General features: G+C 55.8%; 17 protein-coding genes and 1 tRNA gene. 14 read left to right on the forward strand and 4 right to left on the reverse strand.

All coding sequences use genetic code 11. The features are described 5' to 3' along the window. Positions 1–12 precede the first annotated feature (12 nt). Genes AQ981_RS04570 through AQ981_RS04590 form a run of 5 tightly spaced genes read left to right on the forward strand, consistent with a single transcriptional unit; the run spans position 13 to position 5,746 of the window. Positions 13–2,604 (forward strand): fimbria/pilus outer membrane usher protein, encoded by a 2,592-nt coding sequence (locus tag AQ981_RS04570; RefSeq protein ID WP_058910579.1) that lies wholly within the window; start codon positions 13–15, stop codon positions 2,602–2,604. 28 nt (positions 2,605–2,632) lie between these two features. Further along, positions 2,633–3,367: a fimbrial biogenesis chaperone gene (locus AQ981_RS04575; RefSeq protein WP_058910580.1), complete on the forward strand. Its 735-nt coding sequence runs from the start codon at positions 2,633–2,635 to the stop codon at positions 3,365–3,367. Further along, entirely contained in the window at positions 3,364–4,497 is a 1,134-nt protein-coding gene (locus AQ981_RS04580; RefSeq protein ID WP_058910581.1) for a fimbrial protein, read from the forward strand. Before AQ981_RS04575 ends, AQ981_RS04580 begins: the two co-directional genes overlap by 4 nt. A gap of 50 nt (positions 4,498–4,547) precedes the next feature. Continuing rightward, positions 4,548–5,129, forward strand: coding sequence for a fimbrial protein (locus AQ981_RS04585; protein ID WP_058910582.1), 582 nt, complete (start codon positions 4,548–4,550; stop codon positions 5,127–5,129). A 35-nt stretch (positions 5,130–5,164) separates the two neighbouring features. Then, positions 5,165–5,746: a fimbrial protein gene (locus tag AQ981_RS04590; RefSeq protein WP_058910583.1), complete on the forward strand. Its 582-nt coding sequence runs from the start codon at positions 5,165–5,167 to the stop codon at positions 5,744–5,746. 114 nt (positions 5,747–5,860) lie between these two features. On the opposite strand, the gene AQ981_RS04595 is transcribed toward AQ981_RS04590, so the two are convergent. Beyond that, the gene (locus tag AQ981_RS04595; protein ID WP_058910584.1) at positions 5,861–6,070 is read right to left on the reverse strand and encodes a YdgH/BhsA/McbA-like domain containing protein; all 210 of its coding nucleotides are present in this window, start codon (positions 6,068–6,070) and stop codon (positions 5,861–5,863) included. A gap of 128 nt (positions 6,071–6,198) precedes the next feature. Next, positions 6,199–7,029, reverse strand: coding sequence for a formate dehydrogenase accessory sulfurtransferase FdhD (gene fdhD, locus AQ981_RS04600; RefSeq protein ID WP_058910585.1), 831 nt, complete (start codon positions 7,027–7,029; stop codon positions 6,199–6,201). A gap of 164 nt (positions 7,030–7,193) precedes the next feature. Here fdhD and fdnG point away from each other — a divergent pair, with 164 nt between their 5' ends. The 7 genes from fdnG (at position 7,194) to fdhE (ending at position 16,625) form a co-directional block, all read left to right on the forward strand. Beyond that, positions 7,194–10,244 (forward strand): formate dehydrogenase-N subunit alpha, encoded by a 3,051-nt coding sequence (gene fdnG, locus AQ981_RS04610; protein WP_154675899.1) that lies wholly within the window; start codon positions 7,194–7,196, stop codon positions 10,242–10,244. A 12-nt stretch (positions 10,245–10,256) separates the two neighbouring features. Beyond that, positions 10,257–11,159, forward strand: coding sequence for a formate dehydrogenase subunit beta (gene fdxH, locus AQ981_RS04615; protein ID WP_058910588.1), 903 nt, complete (start codon positions 10,257–10,259; stop codon positions 11,157–11,159). Then, positions 11,156–11,791 (forward strand): formate dehydrogenase cytochrome b556 subunit, encoded by a 636-nt coding sequence (fdoI, locus tag AQ981_RS04620; RefSeq protein WP_058910589.1) that lies wholly within the window; start codon positions 11,156–11,158, stop codon positions 11,789–11,791. Before fdxH ends, fdoI begins: the two co-directional genes overlap by 4 nt. A gap of 167 nt (positions 11,792–11,958) precedes the next feature. Next, positions 11,959–13,293 (forward strand): vWA domain-containing protein, encoded by a 1,335-nt coding sequence (locus tag AQ981_RS04625; RefSeq protein ID WP_058910590.1) that lies wholly within the window; start codon positions 11,959–11,961, stop codon positions 13,291–13,293. Between the two features lie 20 nt (positions 13,294–13,313). Further along, complete coding sequence (locus tag AQ981_RS27995; protein ID WP_058910591.1) at positions 13,314–14,840, forward strand: sensor histidine kinase; 1,527 nt, start codon at positions 13,314–13,316, stop codon at positions 14,838–14,840. After that, positions 14,821–15,543: a response regulator transcription factor gene (locus tag AQ981_RS04635; protein ID WP_058910592.1), complete on the forward strand. Its 723-nt coding sequence runs from the start codon at positions 14,821–14,823 to the stop codon at positions 15,541–15,543. The genes AQ981_RS27995 and AQ981_RS04635 overlap by 20 nt, the downstream gene beginning before the upstream one ends. A gap of 152 nt (positions 15,544–15,695) precedes the next feature. Next, the gene (fdhE, locus tag AQ981_RS04640; RefSeq protein ID WP_058910593.1) at positions 15,696–16,625 is read left to right on the forward strand and encodes a formate dehydrogenase accessory protein FdhE; all 930 of its coding nucleotides are present in this window, start codon (positions 15,696–15,698) and stop codon (positions 16,623–16,625) included. A gap of 17 nt (positions 16,626–16,642) precedes the next feature. On the opposite strand, the gene AQ981_RS28390 is transcribed toward fdhE, so the two are convergent. Both AQ981_RS28390 and AQ981_RS28395 read right to left on the reverse strand, forming a co-directional pair. Next, entirely contained in the window at positions 16,643–16,765 is a 123-nt protein-coding gene (locus tag AQ981_RS28390) for a PIN domain-containing protein (protein WP_161969153.1), read from the reverse strand. Positions 16,766–17,233: 468 nt separating this feature from the next. After that, complete coding sequence (locus AQ981_RS28395; RefSeq protein WP_275935291.1) at positions 17,234–17,365, reverse strand: hypothetical protein; 132 nt, start codon at positions 17,363–17,365, stop codon at positions 17,234–17,236. A gap of 236 nt (positions 17,366–17,601) precedes the next feature. On the opposite strand from AQ981_RS28395, the gene AQ981_RS04645 reads away from it, so the two are divergent. Further along, positions 17,602–18,552 (forward strand): alpha/beta hydrolase, encoded by a 951-nt coding sequence (locus AQ981_RS04645; protein WP_058910594.1) that lies wholly within the window; start codon positions 17,602–17,604, stop codon positions 18,550–18,552. 459 nt (positions 18,553–19,011) lie between these two features. Continuing rightward, positions 19,012–19,106, forward strand: a tRNA-Sec gene (locus AQ981_RS04650). Positions 19,107–19,218: the final 112 nt, after the last annotated feature.

The following is a 19,218-nucleotide window of genomic DNA, read 5'->3' on the forward strand; positions in this document are numbered from 1 at the left end:
AACGACGATTTTATGGAAAAGCGTATTGCACATTATGGAAAATGCCTCCCGGCCTGCTTTGTGCTGTCTACGCTGATCTCTTTTATGAAGGTAGCACTGGCGGGGGAAAGCGAATTTGAAACGCAGTTCTTACGTAAAGATAAACAGGGTGCGACGCCGGACGTTTTTCTTTATCACAATGCTGTCACGCCGGGCCTTAAAGATGTCGATCTGTACATCAATGACCAGATGGTCGATAGATTTTCTATTCAATTTATCGAGCACCCCGAAAAGAAAGCAGCGACCCCCTGTTTTTCAACGGTATTCTTGCAACAATTGGGCATTAAAACCGAACTTTACAATGGCTGGCGCCAGCCAGTCACAGAAAGCCCTGCAGGTCCGCCATCGGCGGAAAACATCGCCGTTGACCAGTGTGAGGACGTCACAGCCCATATTCCAGCGTCCTCCATCAGTTATGACGCCAGCCTGCAGTCTCTGTCCCTCCAGTTTCCACAGGAAGCTGTAAAACGCCAGACGTCCACCATGATATCGCCGAAAGAGTGGGACGATGGCATTGCTAACCTGCGCACCAGTTACACCGGCTATTTTTATCAGGCAAAACTCAACAAATCCGGCAGTGACAGCGAAGATGAAACTCACCGCAGCGCGTGGCTCAGTCTGAACAGCGTTGGTGGAACCGGCCCCTGGCGCTTATATAGCACCGATGCGTTCAATAAAAGCGAGGAAGACGGCTGGGAAACCAACCATGACAGCCTCTACCTCAGCCGAGGCATCGCCGCAGTACGTAGCCATCTTTCAATCGGCGATCTGTTCACTCAATCACGCAGTGCCATTCTCGGTAATATTCCGCTACGCGGCGTGACGCTGGCCACCACTGAACGCATGGTACTGGATAACCAGTTTGACTTCTCCCCGGTGATTCGTGGTATCGCCCATACCAATGCACGACTGGTGGTACGCCAGCAAAACCAGGTAATTTACAGCACCACCCTGACGCCTGGCGCCTTTGTTATCGACGATCTCTCCAGCGCCCATTCAGGCGCCGACCTGGAAGTCACCGTGGAAGAAGCGGACGGCGCTCGCCAGGTTTTCCGGGTGCCCTATTCCACACTACCGACCATGATTCGCCCTGGAGCGCTGCGCTACAGCGCGGCAGTGGGACAATACCGGGAAAACAGCCATTCAGACGGCGAGCCATGGCTGGGCTTCGCTGGCCTGGAATATGGTTTTGAGCGTTTTACCCTGCTTTCAACCTTACTGGCAGCGGAAAAATATCAGTCTCTATCGGCAGGAGCAGCATGGAATCTGGGGCTAATCGGCGCCTTTTCGCTGGAGTTGGCATACGCCCGTTATCGTGAAACATGGGATCAGAACGCGGACAACAACGGTTCCGCCTTGCGCATGCTGTACGCCCGCTATTTTGAAACAACCAACACTAATCTGCAGATCGTGGGATATCAGTACAACTCCCGTCACTTTATGGATTTTAGCGATTTTATGAACCGCTATAATCACGACGCCATCAACGGATACGATTATGGCGAAGAGGGCTGGAATCGTCAGCGCCGCAGTCGTGCGGAAATTAACCTCAATCAGGGATTTGAAAACTACGGAAGCCTCTATTTTGCCCTCAGTCAGGACCGCTATTACCACACATCGAATAAAAGTACGTCCTTCACCGGGGGGGCAGGAACGCAAATAGGCCCGGCCAGCGTTTCGTTAACCTGGACGTGGACCAAAGAAAACGACGACCACGATAATCAGCTTAACCTGAATATCAGCGTCCCCTTCAACTGGGGAGATCGTCAGAGCAATACCGGCTCACTGAATTACAGCCTGACCCGCAACCGCGACAACCAGTTCAGCCAGACGCTGGGTCATTCCGGCAATGCGCTGGATAATACTCTAAATTATTCCGCCAACCTCCAGCGCGATGCTGGTGGCGGAACAAGCGAATCCTTATCGATGGGCTACAGCACCAGTATCGGCTCCCTCAACGGTTCAGTCGGCCACAGTGATAACATGCTGCAATATTCCGCCGGCATGAGCGGAGGTATCGTGCTGTATTCCGGAGGAGTACTACTCGCGCCATCGCTGGGCGACACTATCGGCATTATCGAAACCCCGGATGCCAGAGGCATTCACGTGACGGGCAACAACAGCACTAACACCGACCGCTGGGGACGTACCGTGCTGTCGTACATGACGCCCTATCGCTACAACACCCTGACGCTGGATACCACCAAAACCGAAAGCGTGGAACTGAAAGAGTCCGCCCGCAAAGTCGTGCCTACTCAGGGCGCGGCGTTATTACTCCGCTTCGCGACCCGAATTGGTCGCCGCGCCATGGTGGAAATCCACAGTATCAAGCCGATTCCACTGGGCGCGCTGGTTCATGTGGAGGGAGAAAAAGACGAGGCAGGAATCGTCGGTAATAAAGGCCTGACCTACCTCAGCGGCATTGCCGCCAACAAGCAACAGAAACTGCGCGTGCACTGGGGCAATAGCCCCGCTCAACAATGTTATTTCCTGCTGCCGCCCGCCACAGAGGCGCAGCGGAATCCCGATAACTGGTATCAGAAAATTAATGTGAATTGTCAGTAACAGAGCACGGAACTCACAGGAAAACACAATGAAAAAAAATCACTTACTGAAAGCGCTTCTTGCAGTCATTCTGGCATCAGTAGCGACACCGTCAACGCATTGTGCCGTACGCCCGATGCTGACCCGCATCGTAGCCTATGCTGCGGACAAAGAAACGCCGGTGGATATTATCAATGACGCGCCTCAAACCTATATGGTGCAGTCCTGGCTGGAGGATCTCCAGGGTAACGATGACAACATTCCGGTCGTGCTGACACCACCAGTCATGCGTCTGGAAGGCAAAAAACAGGGCAAACTGCGCCTGGTGGTGATCCCGGCCAACATCCCTCAGGAAACTGAATCTGTCTACTGGCTGTCAGTGCAGGAAATTCCTCCGAAAGCTTCCGGCGACGAAGGCAATAAACTGGTGATGGCAATCCGTAGCCGTATCAAAGTGTTTGTACGACCAGCAGGCCTGAAAAGCGAAGAAGCCCGCGATGCCGTAAAAAAAATAAACTGGCAAGTAGAAAAAAGCGCTGGAAAAACCTGGCTGGTAGCCAGCAATCCTACACCGTATTACATCAGTTTCGGCAAACTAGCGCTCCGCCAGGGAGGAAAACCTGACATGATGCTGGGTGACAAATTCCACATGCCACCGCCGAAAGGCAACCAGCGCTACGAAGTGCCAGCAACGTTTAAAAGTGGCCGGGCCACGCTCACATACAGTGCCGTTCACGACTACGGCGGCACAGGGGAAGAACTGACCACTCAGGTGAACTTATGAAACACCTGACTGGCATGGCGCTTGTCCCTGTGCTGTTCACCGCATTACCGGCTTCCGCCACCGTTATCAGCGAAAGCGTTTACTGGCACAATGGCGATAACGCGGGGCAGCTCGCGGCCACCTGCCTCTATAGCGTGCCAAACAACCAACCGTTTTCCAACAGCGCCACATTGGTGGTAGATAATAGTCAGCCTTACGGTACTGTGCTGTGGTCCTGGGGCTACGGCACATTTATGGATTACGCCTTTTCCTGCGAGGGGTCAGGGATCAGTAACTCAACTAACCGACTGCGCGACCCGGCACGTGGCAACCCTTCAGACTGGCAAATGCGTTTAACAGCACAGGGCGGTAACGATCTGATGCCGACCAGCACCCCAGGAGCAGGTATTCGCTGGTATTTCCACACATCGCAGGGCGAAGTGGTGAAAATGCAGGCACAGCAATCGGTCACGGCCAGTCTGGAAGTCAACGACAATGGTACCGGACGCTATGTTTTCAACCCTGGTAAAACCGTGACGCTTGCCGCCAGAGCCGAGCTGGTTAAAACCGGCGAGGTGACATACGGCACAGCGATATCACCAGCGGCGCAGTCCCAACTGTGGCTGGAAGCAGGGACAGTGAAAAAGGAAGCTGAAAACCTCGGTCAGGGCGGTATAACGCCGATTGCGCCAGCCTGCCGACTGAGTACAAAAGAATATCGCGTTGATATGGGCCGCTGGGTAATGCAAAGCGGTAACACGCTTCCCACCAGAGGTGCAGAAATACCGTTTGAACTGCAACTGGAGTGCCGTGGCGAAGTCGCACATTTGCGTTTGCGCTTTGAGGATACCGGCGCGCGAGTATCGGCAAATCAAAACGTCACGTTATATCGCGCATCAGGCGGTAAAAGCGTGGAAGGACTGGAAGTCGAAATGTTGTTTAACGGCAATCGCATCAACATTGGCGACAACGAACCGCTGGATACCGGCAGACGAGGCCGTAACACTCACAATGCAACCCCGGTTTATGACGTCGCAGCTCCCGTAGCACTGACGGCACGGTATATGCAGTACGCAGCAATTACTAGCGACGCGGCGCTGTATACCGGCAATATCAGCGGCAATGTCAATATTTGGGTGACCTATGACTGAGCACATTGCCCGCAAGTAAAGAGCAGGTCTTAATATCACAAGGAACAGAGATGAAAATAGCAATCAAAGCATTAATCAGCGGAGCAATACTCTTTTTATTCACCCCACTTGTGTATTCTGCCGCTAACGGCACGCTCACCATCGACGGCAAAATTATCGACGGTACCTGTACAGTACTGGGCGCGGCAACGAAAGGTGGGACACCATCGACTAATATCACAGTCAGGTTGCCGCAAGTGTCAACAGGTATGACAGACCCTGTATTCACCGGTGAAACGTTTTATATATACCTGAAAGGATGTCGGGCTACCGCGACACAAAAAAATATCGTGGCCAAATTTTCGTCCAACAACATTCACAACAATCAAACACTTTCCAATACCACCACCGGAGGTGCCACTAACCTGGGTATTAAAATCACACACTGGTATGAAAGAAATCAGGGCATGGGGCGAGGTATAAACATATTATTCGATGGCAATTATTATAGTAACAACATAATTCCACTTTCTGAAAATCAAGAGGATATCACTATTGAATATGAGGCACAGTATTCCATATTAGACACTTCCAGACCGCTCGGCGCGGGGAGAGTCACCAGCACTGCCTATTATGATATCACCTATTTCTGATTCTTCTCGTATAACACTAAATAAGGAATATGAAGATGATAAAAAATAAAATTACCAGCATATTTTCGTTGTTCTTTGTGTATCTGATTTCCTCTTTCGCGATCGCCTATGACGGCATAGTGAACTTTGAAGGGGAAGCCGTGCAATCGACCTGTATGTTCGAGGGGATTTCACTCGCAGGCGGGACGCCGTCAATCAATCCCACTATTCAATTACCTGATATATCTGCTGATGCACTGACCGGAGGCCAACTGGCAGGGGATACCGCGCTCTGGTTGCATTTCCGTGATTGTATCGCCATGACAGGCCATCAACAGGTTTATGCCACATTCTATACAGATAATATCTCCAGTGACGGTAACCTTTACATGCCCAACGATACACCGGGCAGCGCCAAAAACGTCGGTTTACAAATCACGGCACATAATACATCGGGCTATTCATACGCCAAAATACCAGGACGTGTCCAAACAACCAGTGCCGTTTTTCCACAGCATAAGAGCGATCTGTTAGTCACCGATCTTTACAGCGTAGCCTACAAAAAAGTTCCGGGTAGCGGCGCTGTCGTTCCTGGGAAAATAAGCGCGACGGTAACCTATAGCCTGACCTACTATTAATAACCACACAAACGTAACAGAATTTATTTTTCACTACACTGATCAAGGCAGATAAATATCCTCCATCCCAGCAACAAAAGAGCGCCCGCAGGCGCTCTTTCAGCAATCTTCAGATTAATTCAGTTCAGCGGTCATATGCACACGGTTACCGCCATAGGCGCTGGTAATGGTGTAAGAAGACGCGCCTGCCGCCTGGGCCTGAGCGGCGATTTTCGCTTCTGCGCTGTCCAGGGTGGATCCGGTGGCACTCACGCTCTGGCCGGCAAAGGCGCCAAAAGACGCGGCCAGGGTCATAACTACTACAAAAGTTTTGATGGATTTCATGGCGAATTTCCTGTTATTCAGTTTTAGGCTAAGAGCATGTTGCCCTGATGTGATAAATGTTAGGGCAATCGTTACTGAACAAAAAGCAAAAGGATTTGCCAGAATTTATCAAATAATTTGAATAACTATTAATACAGGCGCTGCGGGTGGGTATAAACCGTCGCTCTGCCGGGCCGGCAAAAGCCCACCAGCGTCAGGTTACAGCGCTCAGCCACTTCCACCGCCAGCGTCGTGGCGGCCGATACGGCAAACAGGATCTCCACCCCGCACATCGCCGCTTTCTGGACCATTTCATAACTGGCGCGGCTGGACACCAGCACCGCGCCGTCGCGCCAGCCTTCCCGGCTGCGGCGACCCAGCAGTTTATCCAGCGCCACGTGGCGGCCGACATCCTCATGGCCCCCCAGCACCTGGCCGACGTCATTTAGCCAGACGGCGACATGGGTACAGCCGGTCAGTTCGCCCACCGGCTGATATTCCCGCAACCGCGCCAGCCCCTCTTCGACACTGCTCAGCGAACGGCGCTGCGTGAAGGGCAACGCCGGTACCGGGCGCACCACATCCGTGAGTTGCTCAACGCCGCACACACCGCAGCCGGTGCGTCCCGCCAGCGCCCGACGGCGCTCTTTCAGCCCCATAAAGCGGCGGCTGGACAGCTCAATGCGCACTTCAAGTCCGTTGCAGGCGGGAACCACGTCGAGACCAAAAATATCGGCGGGAGTGTCAATAATGCCTTCCGAGAGTGAAAACCCCAGCGCGAAATACTCAAGGTCTTTTGGCGTGGTCATCATCACGACATGGGAAATGCCGTTATAGACCAGGGCAACGGGAACCTCTTCCGCCAGCCAGTCAGGAGCAGGTGTTGTCAGATTATTCTTCTGCCACAGCGGCAACGCGCGTGCGCCCGTGATGTCCTTCACATTATCTGTCCAATCGTGGGTGAATTTTTCACTTTGCATTAACCGTATTAGAACACCCATAGCAACATTATGGTATTCTACCTCTATTACATACCTCTTTCGGAGTGAAAGCGGGTTGTCAGATCAATTTTGGACCTCTGCGACATAAACCGCAAAGGAAACCCTTATAACTACTGTGACAATGTCGAACCAAGGAGCGAACCATGCAGGTCAGCAGAAGGCAGTTCTTTAAGATCTGCGCTGGCGGTATGGCAGGCACCACGGCAGCGGCGCTGGGCTTTGCCCCAGGCGCGGCGCTGGCGGAAACACGGCAATATAAACTGCTGCGCACCCGCGAAACCCGTAATACCTGTACATACTGTTCCGTTGGCTGTGGGCTATTAATGTATAGCCTCGGCGACGGATCGAAAAACGCCAAAGCGTCTATTTTCCATATCGAAGGCGACCCGGATCACCCGGTCAACCGGGGTGCATTATGCCCGAAAGGGGCCGGTCTGGTGGACTTTATTCACTCAGAAAACCGTCTGAAAACCCCGCAATATCGCGCGCCGGGTTCGGACAAGTGGCAGGATATCTCCTGGAACGACGCTTTTGACCGCATCGCTAAGCTTATCAAAGAAGATCGCGACGCTAACTTTATCGCTCAGAACGACCAGGGCGTCACCGTTAACCGCTGGCTGTCCACCGGGATGCTGTGCGCCTCGGCGGCCAGTAACGAAACTGGCTATTTAACCCAGAAATTCGCCCGCGCGCTCGGTATGCTCGCGGTCGACAATCAGGCGCGTGTCTGACACGGACCAACGGTAGCAAGTCTTGCTCCAACATTTGGTCGCGGTGCGATGACCAACCACTGGGTTGACATAAAGAATGCCAACCTGATCGTCGTAATGGGTGGAAACGCGGCAGAAGCGCATCCGGTGGGGTTCCGCTGGGCGATGGAAGCCAAGATCCACAATGGCGCGAAGCTGATCGTTATCGATCCGCGCTTTACCCGTACGGCATCGGTGGCCGATTTCTACGCCCCTATCCGCTCCGGTACTGACATTGCTTTCCTGTCAGGGGTCATGCTGTACCTGATCAATAACCAAAAAATCAACCGTGAATACGTTGAGGCCTATACCAACGCCAGCCTGATCGTGCGCGAAGATTTCAGCTTCGACGACGGACTGTTCAGCGGTTACAACGCCGAAAAACGCCAGTACGACAAAACCAGCTGGAACTATGAGCTGGGCGACGACGGCTTTGCCCGGCGCGATACCACGCTGAGCCATCCGCGCTGCGTGTGGAACCTGCTGAAACAGCACATTTCACGCTATACGCCGGAAGTGGTGGAAAATATCTGCGGCACCCCGCAGGCCGACTTTATCAAGGTCTGTGAATATATCGCCGAAACCAGCGTCAGAGATAAAACCGCGTCGTTCCTTTACGCGCTGGGCTGGACACAGCACTCCGTTGGCGCCCAGAACATCCGCACCATGGCGATGATCCAGTTGCTGTTGGGCAATATGGGGATGGCCGGCGGTGGCGTCAACGCGCTGCGCGGGCACTCCAACATTCAGGGTCTGACCGACCTCGGCCTGCTGTCACAAAGCCTGCCGGGGTATATGACGCTGCCCAACGAGAAGCAAACCGATCTCCAGACCTACCTTGCCGCCAACACGCCGAAACCGACGCTGCCCGGCCAGGTCAACTACTGGGGGAACTACCCGAAATTCTTCGTTTCGATGATGAAAGCCTTCTTCGGCGACAAAGCCACCGCAGACAACAGCTGGGGCTTCGACTGGCTGCCGAAGTGGGATAAAGGCTACGACGTCCTGCAATACTTCGAAATGATGGGCCAGGGTAAGGTGAACGGCTATATCTGCCAGGGCTTTAACCCGGTGGCGTCGTTCCCGAACAAAAACAAAGTGATCGCTTCACTGTCGAAACTGAAGTTCCTGGTGACGATTGACCCGCTCAACACCGAGACTTCCACGTTCTGGCAGAACCACGGCGAGCAGAATGACGTCGATTCGTCAACCATTCAGACCGAAGTATTCCGTCTGCCTTCCAGCTGCTTTGCCGAAGAGGACGGCTCAATCGTCAACTCCGGCCGCTGGCTGCAGTGGCACTGGAAAGGGGCGGACTCCCCGGGAGAAGCCCTGAATGACGGCGAAATCCTCGCCGGTATCTTCCTGCGCCTGCGCAAGATGTACGCGACCGACGGCGGCGCCTGTCCGGAGCAGGTGTTGAATATGTCCTGGAACTACGCAACGCCGGAAAACCCGTCGCCGGAAGAAGTAGCGATGGAGAGTAACGGTAAAGCGCTGAGCGATATTATCGACCCGGCTACCGGGGCGGTACTGGCGAAAAAAGGCCAGCAGCTCAGTACATTTGCGCATTTACGGGATGACGGCACCACCTCCAGCGGTTGCTGGATCTTCACCGGTAGCTGGACGCCAGAAGGCAACCAGATGGCGCGCCGCGATAACTCGGACCCGTCCGGTCTGGGCAACACCCTGGGCTGGGCCTGGGCCTGGCCGCTCAACCGGCGCATCATCTACAACCGCGCCTCCGCCGACCCGCAGGGCAACCCGTGGGATCCGAAGCGTCAGCTGCTGAAATGGGATGGCGCCAAATGGGGCGGCGTGGATATCCCGGATTACAGCGCCGCGGCGCCGGGTAGCGATGTCGGGCCGTTTATCATGCAACCGGAAGGGATGGGACGTCTGTTTGCCATCGATAAGATGGCGGAAGGGCCGTTCCCGGAACACTACGAGCCGTTTGAAACGCCGCTGGGCACCAACCCGCTGCACCCAAACGTAGTCTCTAACCCGGCGGCCCGCGTCTTTAAAGACGATCTGGACGCAATGGGTAAAGCGGAGCAGTTCCCGTATGTCGGTACCACTTACCGTCTGACCGAGCACTTCCACTACTGGACCAAGCACGCGCTGCTTAACGCCATCGCGCAGCCGGAACAGTTTGTGGAGATCGGCGAAAAACTGGCGGACAAGCTGGGCATCGGCCACGGCGATACCGTGAAAGTCTCCTCTAACCGCGGCTATATCAAGGCCAAAGCGGTGGTGACCAAACGTATCCGCACCCTGACCGTGAACGGCAAACAGATCGATACTATTGGTATTCCGATCCACTGGGGCTATGAAGGAGTGGCGAAGAAAGGCTTTATCGCCAACACGTTGACGCCGTTCGTCGGGGATGCCAATACCCAGACGCCGGAGTTCAAATCGTTCCTGGTGAATGTGGAAAAGGCGTAACGGAGAGAAATCATGGCTTATCAATCTCAGGATATTATCCGTCGTTCCGCCACCAACGGCTTCACCCCCGCGCCCCGGGCGCGGGATCATCAGGAAGAAGTGGCAAAGCTTATCGACGTCACCACCTGTATTGGCTGTAAAGCCTGTCAGGTGGCCTGTTCCGAATGGAACGACTTGCGCGATGAAGTGGGCAGTAACGTCGGGGTGTACGACAACCCGGCGGATCTGACCGCCAAATCGTGGACGGTGATGCGCTTTTCGGAAGTGGAGCAGAACGACAAGCTGGAGTGGCTGATCCGCAAAGACGGCTGTATGCACTGCGCCGACCCGGGCTGCCTGAAGGCCTGCCCGGCGGAAGGGGCGATCATTCAGTACGCCAACGGCATCGTCGATTTCCAGTCTGAACAGTGTATCGGCTGCGGTTACTGCATCGCCGGCTGTCCGTTCAACGTGCCGCGCCTCAACCCTGAGGACAACCGGGTCTACAAATGCACTCTGTGCGTGGACCGCGTCACCGTGGGCCAGGAGCCGGCTTGTGTGAAAACCTGCCCGACCGGGGCGATTCACTTCGGCAGTAAAGAGTCGATGAAAACCCTCGCCGGCGAGCGCGTGGCGGAGCTGAAAACCCGCGGTTACGACAACGCCGGGCTGTACGATCCGCAGGGCGTCGGCGGTACTCACGTAATGTACGTGCTGCACCATGCCGACAAACCGAATCTGTACCACGGCCTGCCGGAAAACCCGGCCATCAGCGAAACGGTGAAATTCTGGAAAGGTATCTGGAAACCGCTCGCCGCCGTCGGGTTCGCGGCCACCTTCGCCGCCAGTATCTTCCACTACGTCGGCGTTGGCCCGAACCGCGCCGAAGAAGAGGAAGACAATCTCCATGAAGAGAAAGACGAGGTGCGCAAATGAAACGTCGTGACACCATCGTGCGCTACACGGCGCCGGAACGCATCAACCACTGGATAACCGCTTTCTGCTTTGTGCTGGCGGCGGTGAGCGGGTTGGGATTCCTGTTCCCCTCCTTTAACTGGTTGCTGCACATTTTCGGTACGCCGCAGCTGGCGCGCATTCTGCACCCGTTTGTCGGGACGATAATGTTCGCTGCTTTCATCATCATGTTTTTCCGCTACTGGCACCATAACCTCATCAACCGTGAGGATATCTTCTGGGCGAAGAACATTCGCAAGATTGTGGTCAATGAAGAGGTGGGGGATACCGGGCGCTATAACTTCGGCCAGAAGTGTGTGTTCTGGTTGTCGATTATCCTGCTGGTATTGCTGTTGGTGAGCGGCGTGATTATCTGGCGTCCGTATTTCGCGCCGTCGTTCTCGATTCCGGTGATCCGCGTCGCGTTAATGCTGCACTCCTTTGCCGCTGTCGGCCTGATTGTGGTTATCATGGTGCATATTTACGCCGCCCTGTGGGTAAAAGGCACTATCACCGCGATGGTCGAAGGCTGGGTGACCAAAGCCTGGGCGAAGAAACACCATCCGCGCTGGTACCGGGAACTGCGTGAAAAACAGGGTAAATCAACGGAATAACCGTTCCTGTCACGCCAGACCGCCAGGCACCAGGGGCGTTATGCTCCTGGTGCTTTTTTATGCGCTTCATTTTTGACAAATTTTTGACAACTTTATACAGATAACAGACCAGGCGCCGCCGCGACACGGCGAAAATGGAAGCCGTTCGTTAGACATGGAGAAGCGCTATGAATCTTAAAAAAATGTGCAGTCTGTTGGCCGTCGGCCTGATATCTGTCACCTCTGGCCTGCAGGCCGCTCCCGCAGCCCCGCAAATTACCGTGAAGTCCGAAGTGGCTTCGCCGCTAATTCTGGAAAACAGCCAGGAAAAGAACTACCTGAAAATCTCCCTGACCGGCTACCCGCTGGACGTCAAAAAACGCAGCCCGATTAACCTGGCGCTGGTGATTGACCGCTCCACCTCAATGCGCGGCGATCGCATCGAGAAAGCCACCGAAGCCGCCGTAATGGCGGTCAACACCCTCGACAGCCAGGACACCCTGTCGGTGGTGGCTTATGACTCGGTCGTTGAAGTCATTGTCCCGGCCACCCGGGTAACCAACAAAGCCCGGTTAACAGAGCAAATCCGCCAGGCGCTGGCGCCGCGCGGCATGACAGCGCTGTTCGCCGGGGTCAGCAAAGGGCTGGACCAGGTGAGTAAAAACCTGGAGAAAGAGCAGGTTAACCGCATTATTCTGCTTTCCGACGGCCAGGCCAACGTCGGCCCGACCTCCAACAGCGAACTGGCGGAGCTGGCGAGAATCGCCGCCCGGAAAGGGGTCGCGATCACCACTATCGGCCTCGGCCAGGGCTACAACGAAGACCTGATGACCACCATCGCCCAGTACAGCGACGGCAACCACACCTTTGTGGCGAACTCCTCCGATCTGGAAAAAGCCTTTGTACGCGAATTTGACGATGTGATGTCAGTGGTCGCCCAGGACGTGATCGTGGAAATAAAAATGGCCGACCAGGTTAAGCCGGTGCGCCTGCTGGGCCGGGAAGGCGAGATTCGCGGCGACGCCGTGACGGTGAAACTCAACCAATTGTACGCCAACCAGGAGAAATATGTTCTGCTGGAGGTCGTGCCGGCGAAAGGACAGGACAGCCAGAGCAAACCGCTGGCCGATATTCAGGTCAGCTACAACAACCTCGCCACCCAGAAAAAAGAGACCCGCCAGGAACAAGTCGCGGTGCGCTACACCCGCTCCGCGGAACAGGCTAAAGAAGCGATGGTTGAAGAAGTGGTCGCCGAGTCGGCGATTCAGAAAGCGGCCATTGAGAGCGAACGCGCCATCCGCCTGATGGATGAAGGCAAAATGGAAGAGGCGAAAAGCGTGCTCGGCCAGAGCGCCGTCGCGCTGGAATCCATTCCGCTCAGCGCGCCGGCTGCCATCGAAAGAGTGCAGAAAAGCGCCGAGATGAACCGCATACAGGCGGAGAAGATGCAGACCGAAAACAAAGACGTGATGCGTAAGTCGCTCAAAGAGCAGAACTACAACATCAAAACCCAGAAGCAGTAGCGATACACAGGAGACCCCGGATGCCCAAACGTAAGATCTTTTACGCTGTCATTATCGCCGCATTTCTGGCGGTGCTGGCTTACCTGGGCTTCCGGACCCTGGAACATGAAGTCCTGCTGCGCGACTACCAGGCGCGCAGTCTGGCCAGCGCCCAGGCTTCGCGGGTCAATACCTTCATCACCGGCATCCTGCAGCAAAAAGCCACCCGGCTGGACGCCATCAGCGATTTTCTGACCAGTGAAGCGCCGGAAGCCGTTAAAGAGCTGGAGGAGAAAGACAGTGATATTGAGGCGGCCTTTATCCTGCGCAAAAACCGCCTGCTCTACCCCGACGAAAGCCAGCCGCTGACCCTCAAAGAACAAGAGTGGGCGAGAACTCTGATGCCGCTGGTTCACGATCCCAGCCTGCTGCTGAGCCACAATATGCATTCCGAGCAGGCGATGCCCCAGTCCGGCTGGTTTATTACCAACGAAACCAGCAACCCGCTGCTGATCTACTGGCGTCAGAACGGCGCCAGTATCATCGGCTTTCGCCTCTCTTACGTCCATCTGATGATGGATGTCGCCAACGGCGTCGAAGCGGGTCCGGAGGCGCTGGCAGTGACAGAAAACGGTCGCCCGTTGTATCAGAGCGCCGCCGCGGCGCAGGGCGGGCAAGCGCTGATTTACTCGCAAACTCTTTCCTGGCCCCTGACCGCCTGGCAGATCCAGGTTTACGGCCATGCCGCCGCGCCATGGAAGATTTACCTGGTCGGCAGCGCCATGATCCTGCTGCTGCTGGCCGCCGCGGGGCTGCTGATTTTCAGCCTGTACCGGCAATACACCCGCTCCACGCGCCTGGCGCGTCAACAGGTTGATTTTGTCAGCCAGGTTTCTCACGAACTGAAAACCCCGCTGACCAACATCACCATGTACGCCGAGCTGGTTCGCGAAGGGCTGGACGACGAGCAACAGCAGGAGCAGCGCTATATGGATATCATCACCCTTGAAGGGCAGCGCCTGTCGCGGCTGATTCAGAATATCCTGACCTTTACCCGCATGCCCACCCTGCGCCTTCAGCAGGTGGATATCGGCGCGCTGGTGAGCGAGATAGCGCATATCTTTACCCCGTCATGCCAGGCGAAAGGCATCGTCATCCATCTGCACTGCGAGGCGGCGCTGTGTGTAGTCAGCGACCGGGACAGCATTACCCAGATTGTCAGTAACTTTTTGAGCAATGCCGAAAAATATGCCGCCCGGGGGCAGCGTATCGACATTCGCGCCGCGGCGACGCCGCAGGGGGTGGAGATTCAGGTACGGGATTACGGCCCGGGGATCGGCGAGAAAGAGCGCAAAATGATTTTCCGCCCGTTCTACCGGGTGCAGTCAGCCATTAACGAGGGCGTTTCCGGCACCGGCATCGGTTTGACTATCGCCTGGCAACTGGCGCAGCGCCTGCAGGGCGACATTACCGTCGAAGCGGCAAACCCGGGCTGCCGCTTTACGCTGCGCCTGCCTGCCGTACGGACCTCTTGCGAGGGAGAAGATAATGAAAATACTGGTCGCTGAAGACGACACCCATATCCGCCAGGGCCTGGTGGATGCGCTGGAGCGCGAGGGCTACACGTTGATCGCCGCTGAAAACGGCGCTGTGGCGCTGGCGCGTTACCAGAAAGAGAAACCGGACTTCATTCTGCTGGATATTATGATGCCGGAGCTGGACGGTTATTCGGTGTGCCGGGAAATTCGCCGCCACGACGAGCAGATCCCAATCGTCTTTCTGTCCGCAAAGGATGCTGAGATTGACCGCGTGGTGGGGCTGGAGCTGGGGGCCGATGACTATATCAGCAAGCCGTTTGGTATTCACGAGCTGCGGGCGCGCATCAAGACTATCGCCCGACGCTGCCTGCGGCGCAGCGCGGAACAGCCGGACAGCCATTTTCCGTTTGGCGACCTTATCGTTTACCCCAATGAGCTGTGCGCGCTGCGCGGAGAACAGCGGCTGGAACTGTCGCTGCGCGAAGTGCGTATTCTGAACTGCCTGTACCAGCACAGAAATAAAGTGGTCACCCGCGATATGCTGTTCGACGCAGCCTGGGGATACGACTACGCCCCCAATAGCCGCACCCTGGATCAGCACATTTCCCGGCTGCGCAAAGTCATAGAACACCATGTCAGCGACCCGCAGCTTATCCGTACCGTACACGGTATGGGCTATCGCTACCAGGTACTCGCCCATCCAGGGGCGGAGGAGAGCCGGGGCGACAATTAATACCCATGAATAGTTAGCGGGTAATTTCGTTTAGCTCTTATACAACAATTGCCGCTATCATAGAGTAATATCCCGAGCTTTAAGTACATCGGCAATATGGGCAAGCACCAGGCGAACGCACGAATTCGCCGTAACAGGAACAATAAACTGCAATGAGTATTCGTATTATTCCGCAGGACCAGATGGAGAATAACGACAAGCGGGCAGCCGAAGTCATTCCACCGCTATTATTCCCCAGACTGAAACACCTTTATAACCGCCGGGCAGAGCGCCTGCGCGAGCTGGCGGAAAGCAATCCGCTGGGCGATTACCTGCGCTTTGCGGCGCTGATCGCCCACGCCCAGGAAGTCGTGCTTTACGACCATCCGCTGGAGATGGACCTGACGGCGCGTATCAAAGAAGCTGCCGAACAGGGCAAGCCGCCGCTGGATATTCACCTGCTGCCGCGCGATGCCCACTGGCAGCGCCTGCTGCATTCATTGATCGCCGAGCTGAAGCCGGAAATGAGCGGCACGGCGCTGGCGGTGATTGAAAACCTGGAGAAAGCCTCTTCGCTGGAACTGGAAGAGATGGCTTCCGCTTTGTTTAACAGCGACTTCAGCGCCGTGAGCAGCGACAAAGCGCCGTTTATCTGGGCCGCGCTGTCCCTCTACTGGGCGCAGATGGCCAACCTGATCCCCGGCAAGGCCCGCGCCGAATACGGCGAGCAGCGCCAGTTCTGCCCGGTGTGCGGCAGTATGCCGGTCTCCAGTATGGTGCATATCGGCACCACTAACGGCCTGCGCTACCTGCACTGCAACCTGTGCGAAACCGAGTGGCACGTGGTGCGTGTAAAATGCAGCAACTGCGAACAGACCCGCGATCTCAACTACTGGTCGCTGGACAGCGAGCAGTCCGCCGTGAAAGCGGAAAGCTGCGGCGACTGCGGCACCTACCTGAAGATTCTCTATCAGGAGAAAGACCCGAAGGTAGAAGCGGTGGCCGACGATCTCGCCTCGCTGGTGCTGGACGCCCGTATGGAGCAGGAAGGCTTCGCGCGCAGCTCCATCAACCCATTCCTGTTCCCCGGCGAAGGGGAATAACTGCGCCGCCCGGCGGCTCACGCCAGAGTGTAGGGCATCACCACACCCGGAATACCGAAAATATCTTGCGTATTCCGGGTGATCAACAGGCGGTTATAGACCTGTGCCGCTGCCAGGGTAATCGCCTCCGGTAAGCGCATACCCTATACCTGACATTCGCCACGCTCTGCGCCGCAATCTGTGGCGACACCGACAGCACCCGGAATGTGTCCAGTATGGCCCGGGGGCGATCCTGCTGGTGATATTTCGCGGCGCCGACCATCACTTCAATCCCGGTGCTCTGGCTGATAGCAAGTTGATCAGCTGACTGCTTCACTGCTTCACTGCTTCACTGCTTCACTGCTTCACTGCTTCACTGCTTCACTGCTTCACTGCTTCACTGCTTCACTGCNCTGCTTCACTGCTTCACTGCTTCACTGCTTCACTGCTTCACTGCTTCACTGCTTCACTGCTTCACTGCAACAGCCTGTTCGCGGCCGCAACACAGATCAATCAAAATGTTAGTATCAAAAACGGCCAGTTTGTACATCGCTTACCACGCCTCGCGCAGCGTCCTTTCCCACGCCAGCCCATCTTCGACCTTATCTCCCCACAGCCCCGGCGTCTCCTCAACCGTACCGTCCGACTGCCGGTCCGGCCTCGCGCAACAGCAGTACCCGGGGAAAATGACGGCGCGGTTTCAGGCTATCCAGCCGCTTAATCGCCTCATCAGCAAGGCCAGGCAAAATGCGTCCCGTCATATAAACCTCACTACCGTTCCCATTTATCATCCCGCCATATCATAAAAGAACAATATTTGACCTCGTCGGCGGTTCAAGAATAACCGTCAATAAAGCTATTGATAACCCCTCGTTCAGACGCAAGTTAATTCCTGCGAGACATCTTCCATAATGCGCTTTGCGCGGCAATTAGCAGTTTCATCAACCAAAAATCCAGGCTATAACACTGGATAAATATCCAGATAAGGAGCAGGAAAATGGCACTGGAATCGGGAATTGCCGCGCTGGTTAACGACTTTATCGCCGCCGGGCGGCCATCAGCGCGTCAGCAGACCTTTGAGCAGCGGCGGGCGGGGTATCTCGCCAGTACCGCTCTCGCCGGGGAGACAGAAACGCGGGTGGAGATACAGGATATTGAACTGGAAGGAGTGGCGCTACGGGTGTTCTCCCCCACCGGCTGCGGCGCCGGTCGACTACCAACGGTGATTTACTACCACGGCGGCTGCTTTGTCAGCGGTGGGTTCGCCACCCACGATAACCCATTGCGCCAGTTGGCCTGCTACAGCGGCTGCCGGGTCATCGCCGTACAATACCGCCTGGCGCCGGAGCACACCTGGCCGGCGGCTCATGACGACGCCCACCGCGCCGCCGGGTTGATCCACCAGCACGCCGGTCCACTGGGCGTGGATGTCAGACGCATCACTCTGGCCGGCGACAGCGCTGGCGGACACCTGGCGCTGGTCACCGCGCTGCGCCTGAAATCCGCCGGGCAGTGGCTACCGGCCCAACTGGTGCTCATCTACCCAATGCTCGACGCCGCTGCGACTTCGGAAAGCTATACCTGCTACGGGCGGGACTATGTGATCACCAGTGATGCGCTGATCAGCGGCTACGAGGCTTATCTGGCGGATACGCCGCGCCAGCATCCTGAGGCCAGCCCGCTGTGGCGCGATGATTTCGCGGGTCTGCCGCCAGTGCATATCATTACTGCGCAGTACGATCCGCTGGTTGATGAAGGGGAAGCCCTTTACGGACGGCTAACGGAACAGGGGGTCAGTTGTACCTGCCAGCGCTATGCCGGCACCATCCACGGCTTCTTCCAGCTCGGTGGCATTAGTCTGGCAGCCAGAAACGCGCTGCGCGATATCGCCTGGCGTGTTGCCTGTCAGGAGGTGAATCCACCAGGCCCGGTTCAGCAGAGTGCATAGCGGCAGCGTGTAAAACACCTGCCAGCAGCAGGCGCCACCCGCAGGTAGCGCCAGTCACAAAATGACCGGGAAGTCCGGCACCATGGCGCGCATCGCCAGGCGCCAGATTTTAATGATATTTATCCGGGGCCCGGAGACAATAGCGCTCGCGAGCAATTCACAGCGTGAACCTCATCCGCACAACTAAAACCCGGTGGGATTATGCTGTTTTAGTCGAGCAGCCAATGGGTTGTACGTACTGTATTTTCGGGCTATCCGGCTACGCTTACTGGTTTATGCGATCCCGGTAACCCAGGGTGGCGGGAGAAGGGTTAATCGTGCGATAGCGGCTTAGCCTGTTGGTCAGATAACCAACAAAACCGATGACAGTCAAAGTCTGAAAAAAAGCACCGGCCAGGTATTGGTTAGATGATGAAAGCCGCCTATAATGCGCGCGCCTCCATGTAGCAATGAAGGCCAGGAAGATCGTCGTCTCCGGTGAGGCGGCTGGACTTCAAATCCAGTTGGGGCCGCCAGCGGTCCCGGGCAGGTTCGACTCCTGTGATCTTCCGCCAATTAGCCTCCCCTGAATTCCCCCACAGTCAATAAATCCCTTATACTACCTGCTATTGCAATCAGTTATGTTCTCCTGAGGTCAACTCATGTCTACCAGAATCAAGTACATTC

This window comes from Entomohabitans teleogrylli, from assembly GCF_001484765.1.
Lineage (GTDB): Bacteria > Pseudomonadota > Gammaproteobacteria > Enterobacterales > Enterobacteriaceae > Entomohabitans > Entomohabitans teleogrylli.

What these genes read in the sequence shown, in the direction of transcription:
- AQ981_RS04570 (WP_058910579.1), top strand. Translation starts at nt 13, where the DNA reads ATGGAAAAGCGTATTGCACATTATGGAAAATGCCTCCCGGCCTGCTTT.
- AQ981_RS04575 (WP_058910580.1), top strand. Translation starts at nt 2,633, where the DNA reads ATGAAAAAAAATCACTTACTGAAAGCGCTTCTTGCAGTCATTCTGGCA.
- AQ981_RS04580 (WP_058910581.1), top strand. Translation starts at nt 3,364, where the DNA reads ATGAAACACCTGACTGGCATGGCGCTTGTCCCTGTGCTGTTCACCGCA.
- AQ981_RS04585 (WP_058910582.1), top strand. Translation starts at nt 4,548, where the DNA reads ATGAAAATAGCAATCAAAGCATTAATCAGCGGAGCAATACTCTTTTTA.
- AQ981_RS04590 (WP_058910583.1), top strand. Translation starts at nt 5,165, where the DNA reads ATGATAAAAAATAAAATTACCAGCATATTTTCGTTGTTCTTTGTGTAT.
- AQ981_RS04595 (WP_058910584.1), bottom strand. Translation starts at nt 6,070, where the DNA reads ATGAAATCCATCAAAACTTTTGTAGTAGTTATGACCCTGGCCGCGTCT.
- fdhD (WP_058910585.1), bottom strand. Translation starts at nt 7,029, where the DNA reads ATGCAAAGTGAAAAATTCACCCACGATTGGACAGATAATGTGAAGGAC.
- fdxH (WP_058910588.1), top strand. Translation starts at nt 10,257, where the DNA reads ATGGCTTATCAATCTCAGGATATTATCCGTCGTTCCGCCACCAACGGC.
- fdoI (WP_058910589.1), top strand. Translation starts at nt 11,156, where the DNA reads ATGAAACGTCGTGACACCATCGTGCGCTACACGGCGCCGGAACGCATC.
- AQ981_RS04625 (WP_058910590.1), top strand. Translation starts at nt 11,959, where the DNA reads ATGAATCTTAAAAAAATGTGCAGTCTGTTGGCCGTCGGCCTGATATCT.
- AQ981_RS27995 (WP_058910591.1), top strand. Translation starts at nt 13,314, where the DNA reads ATGCCCAAACGTAAGATCTTTTACGCTGTCATTATCGCCGCATTTCTG.
- AQ981_RS04635 (WP_058910592.1), top strand. Translation starts at nt 14,821, where the DNA reads ATGAAAATACTGGTCGCTGAAGACGACACCCATATCCGCCAGGGCCTG.
- fdhE (WP_058910593.1), top strand. Translation starts at nt 15,696, where the DNA reads ATGAGTATTCGTATTATTCCGCAGGACCAGATGGAGAATAACGACAAG.
- AQ981_RS28390 (WP_161969153.1), bottom strand. Translation starts at nt 16,765, where the DNA reads ATGCGCTTACCGGAGGCGATTACCCTGGCAGCGGCACAGGTCTATAAC.
- AQ981_RS28395 (WP_275935291.1), bottom strand. Translation starts at nt 17,365, where the DNA reads ATGACGGGACGCATTTTGCCTGGCCTTGCTGATGAGGCGATTAAGCGG.
- AQ981_RS04645 (WP_058910594.1), top strand. Translation starts at nt 17,602, where the DNA reads ATGGCACTGGAATCGGGAATTGCCGCGCTGGTTAACGACTTTATCGCC.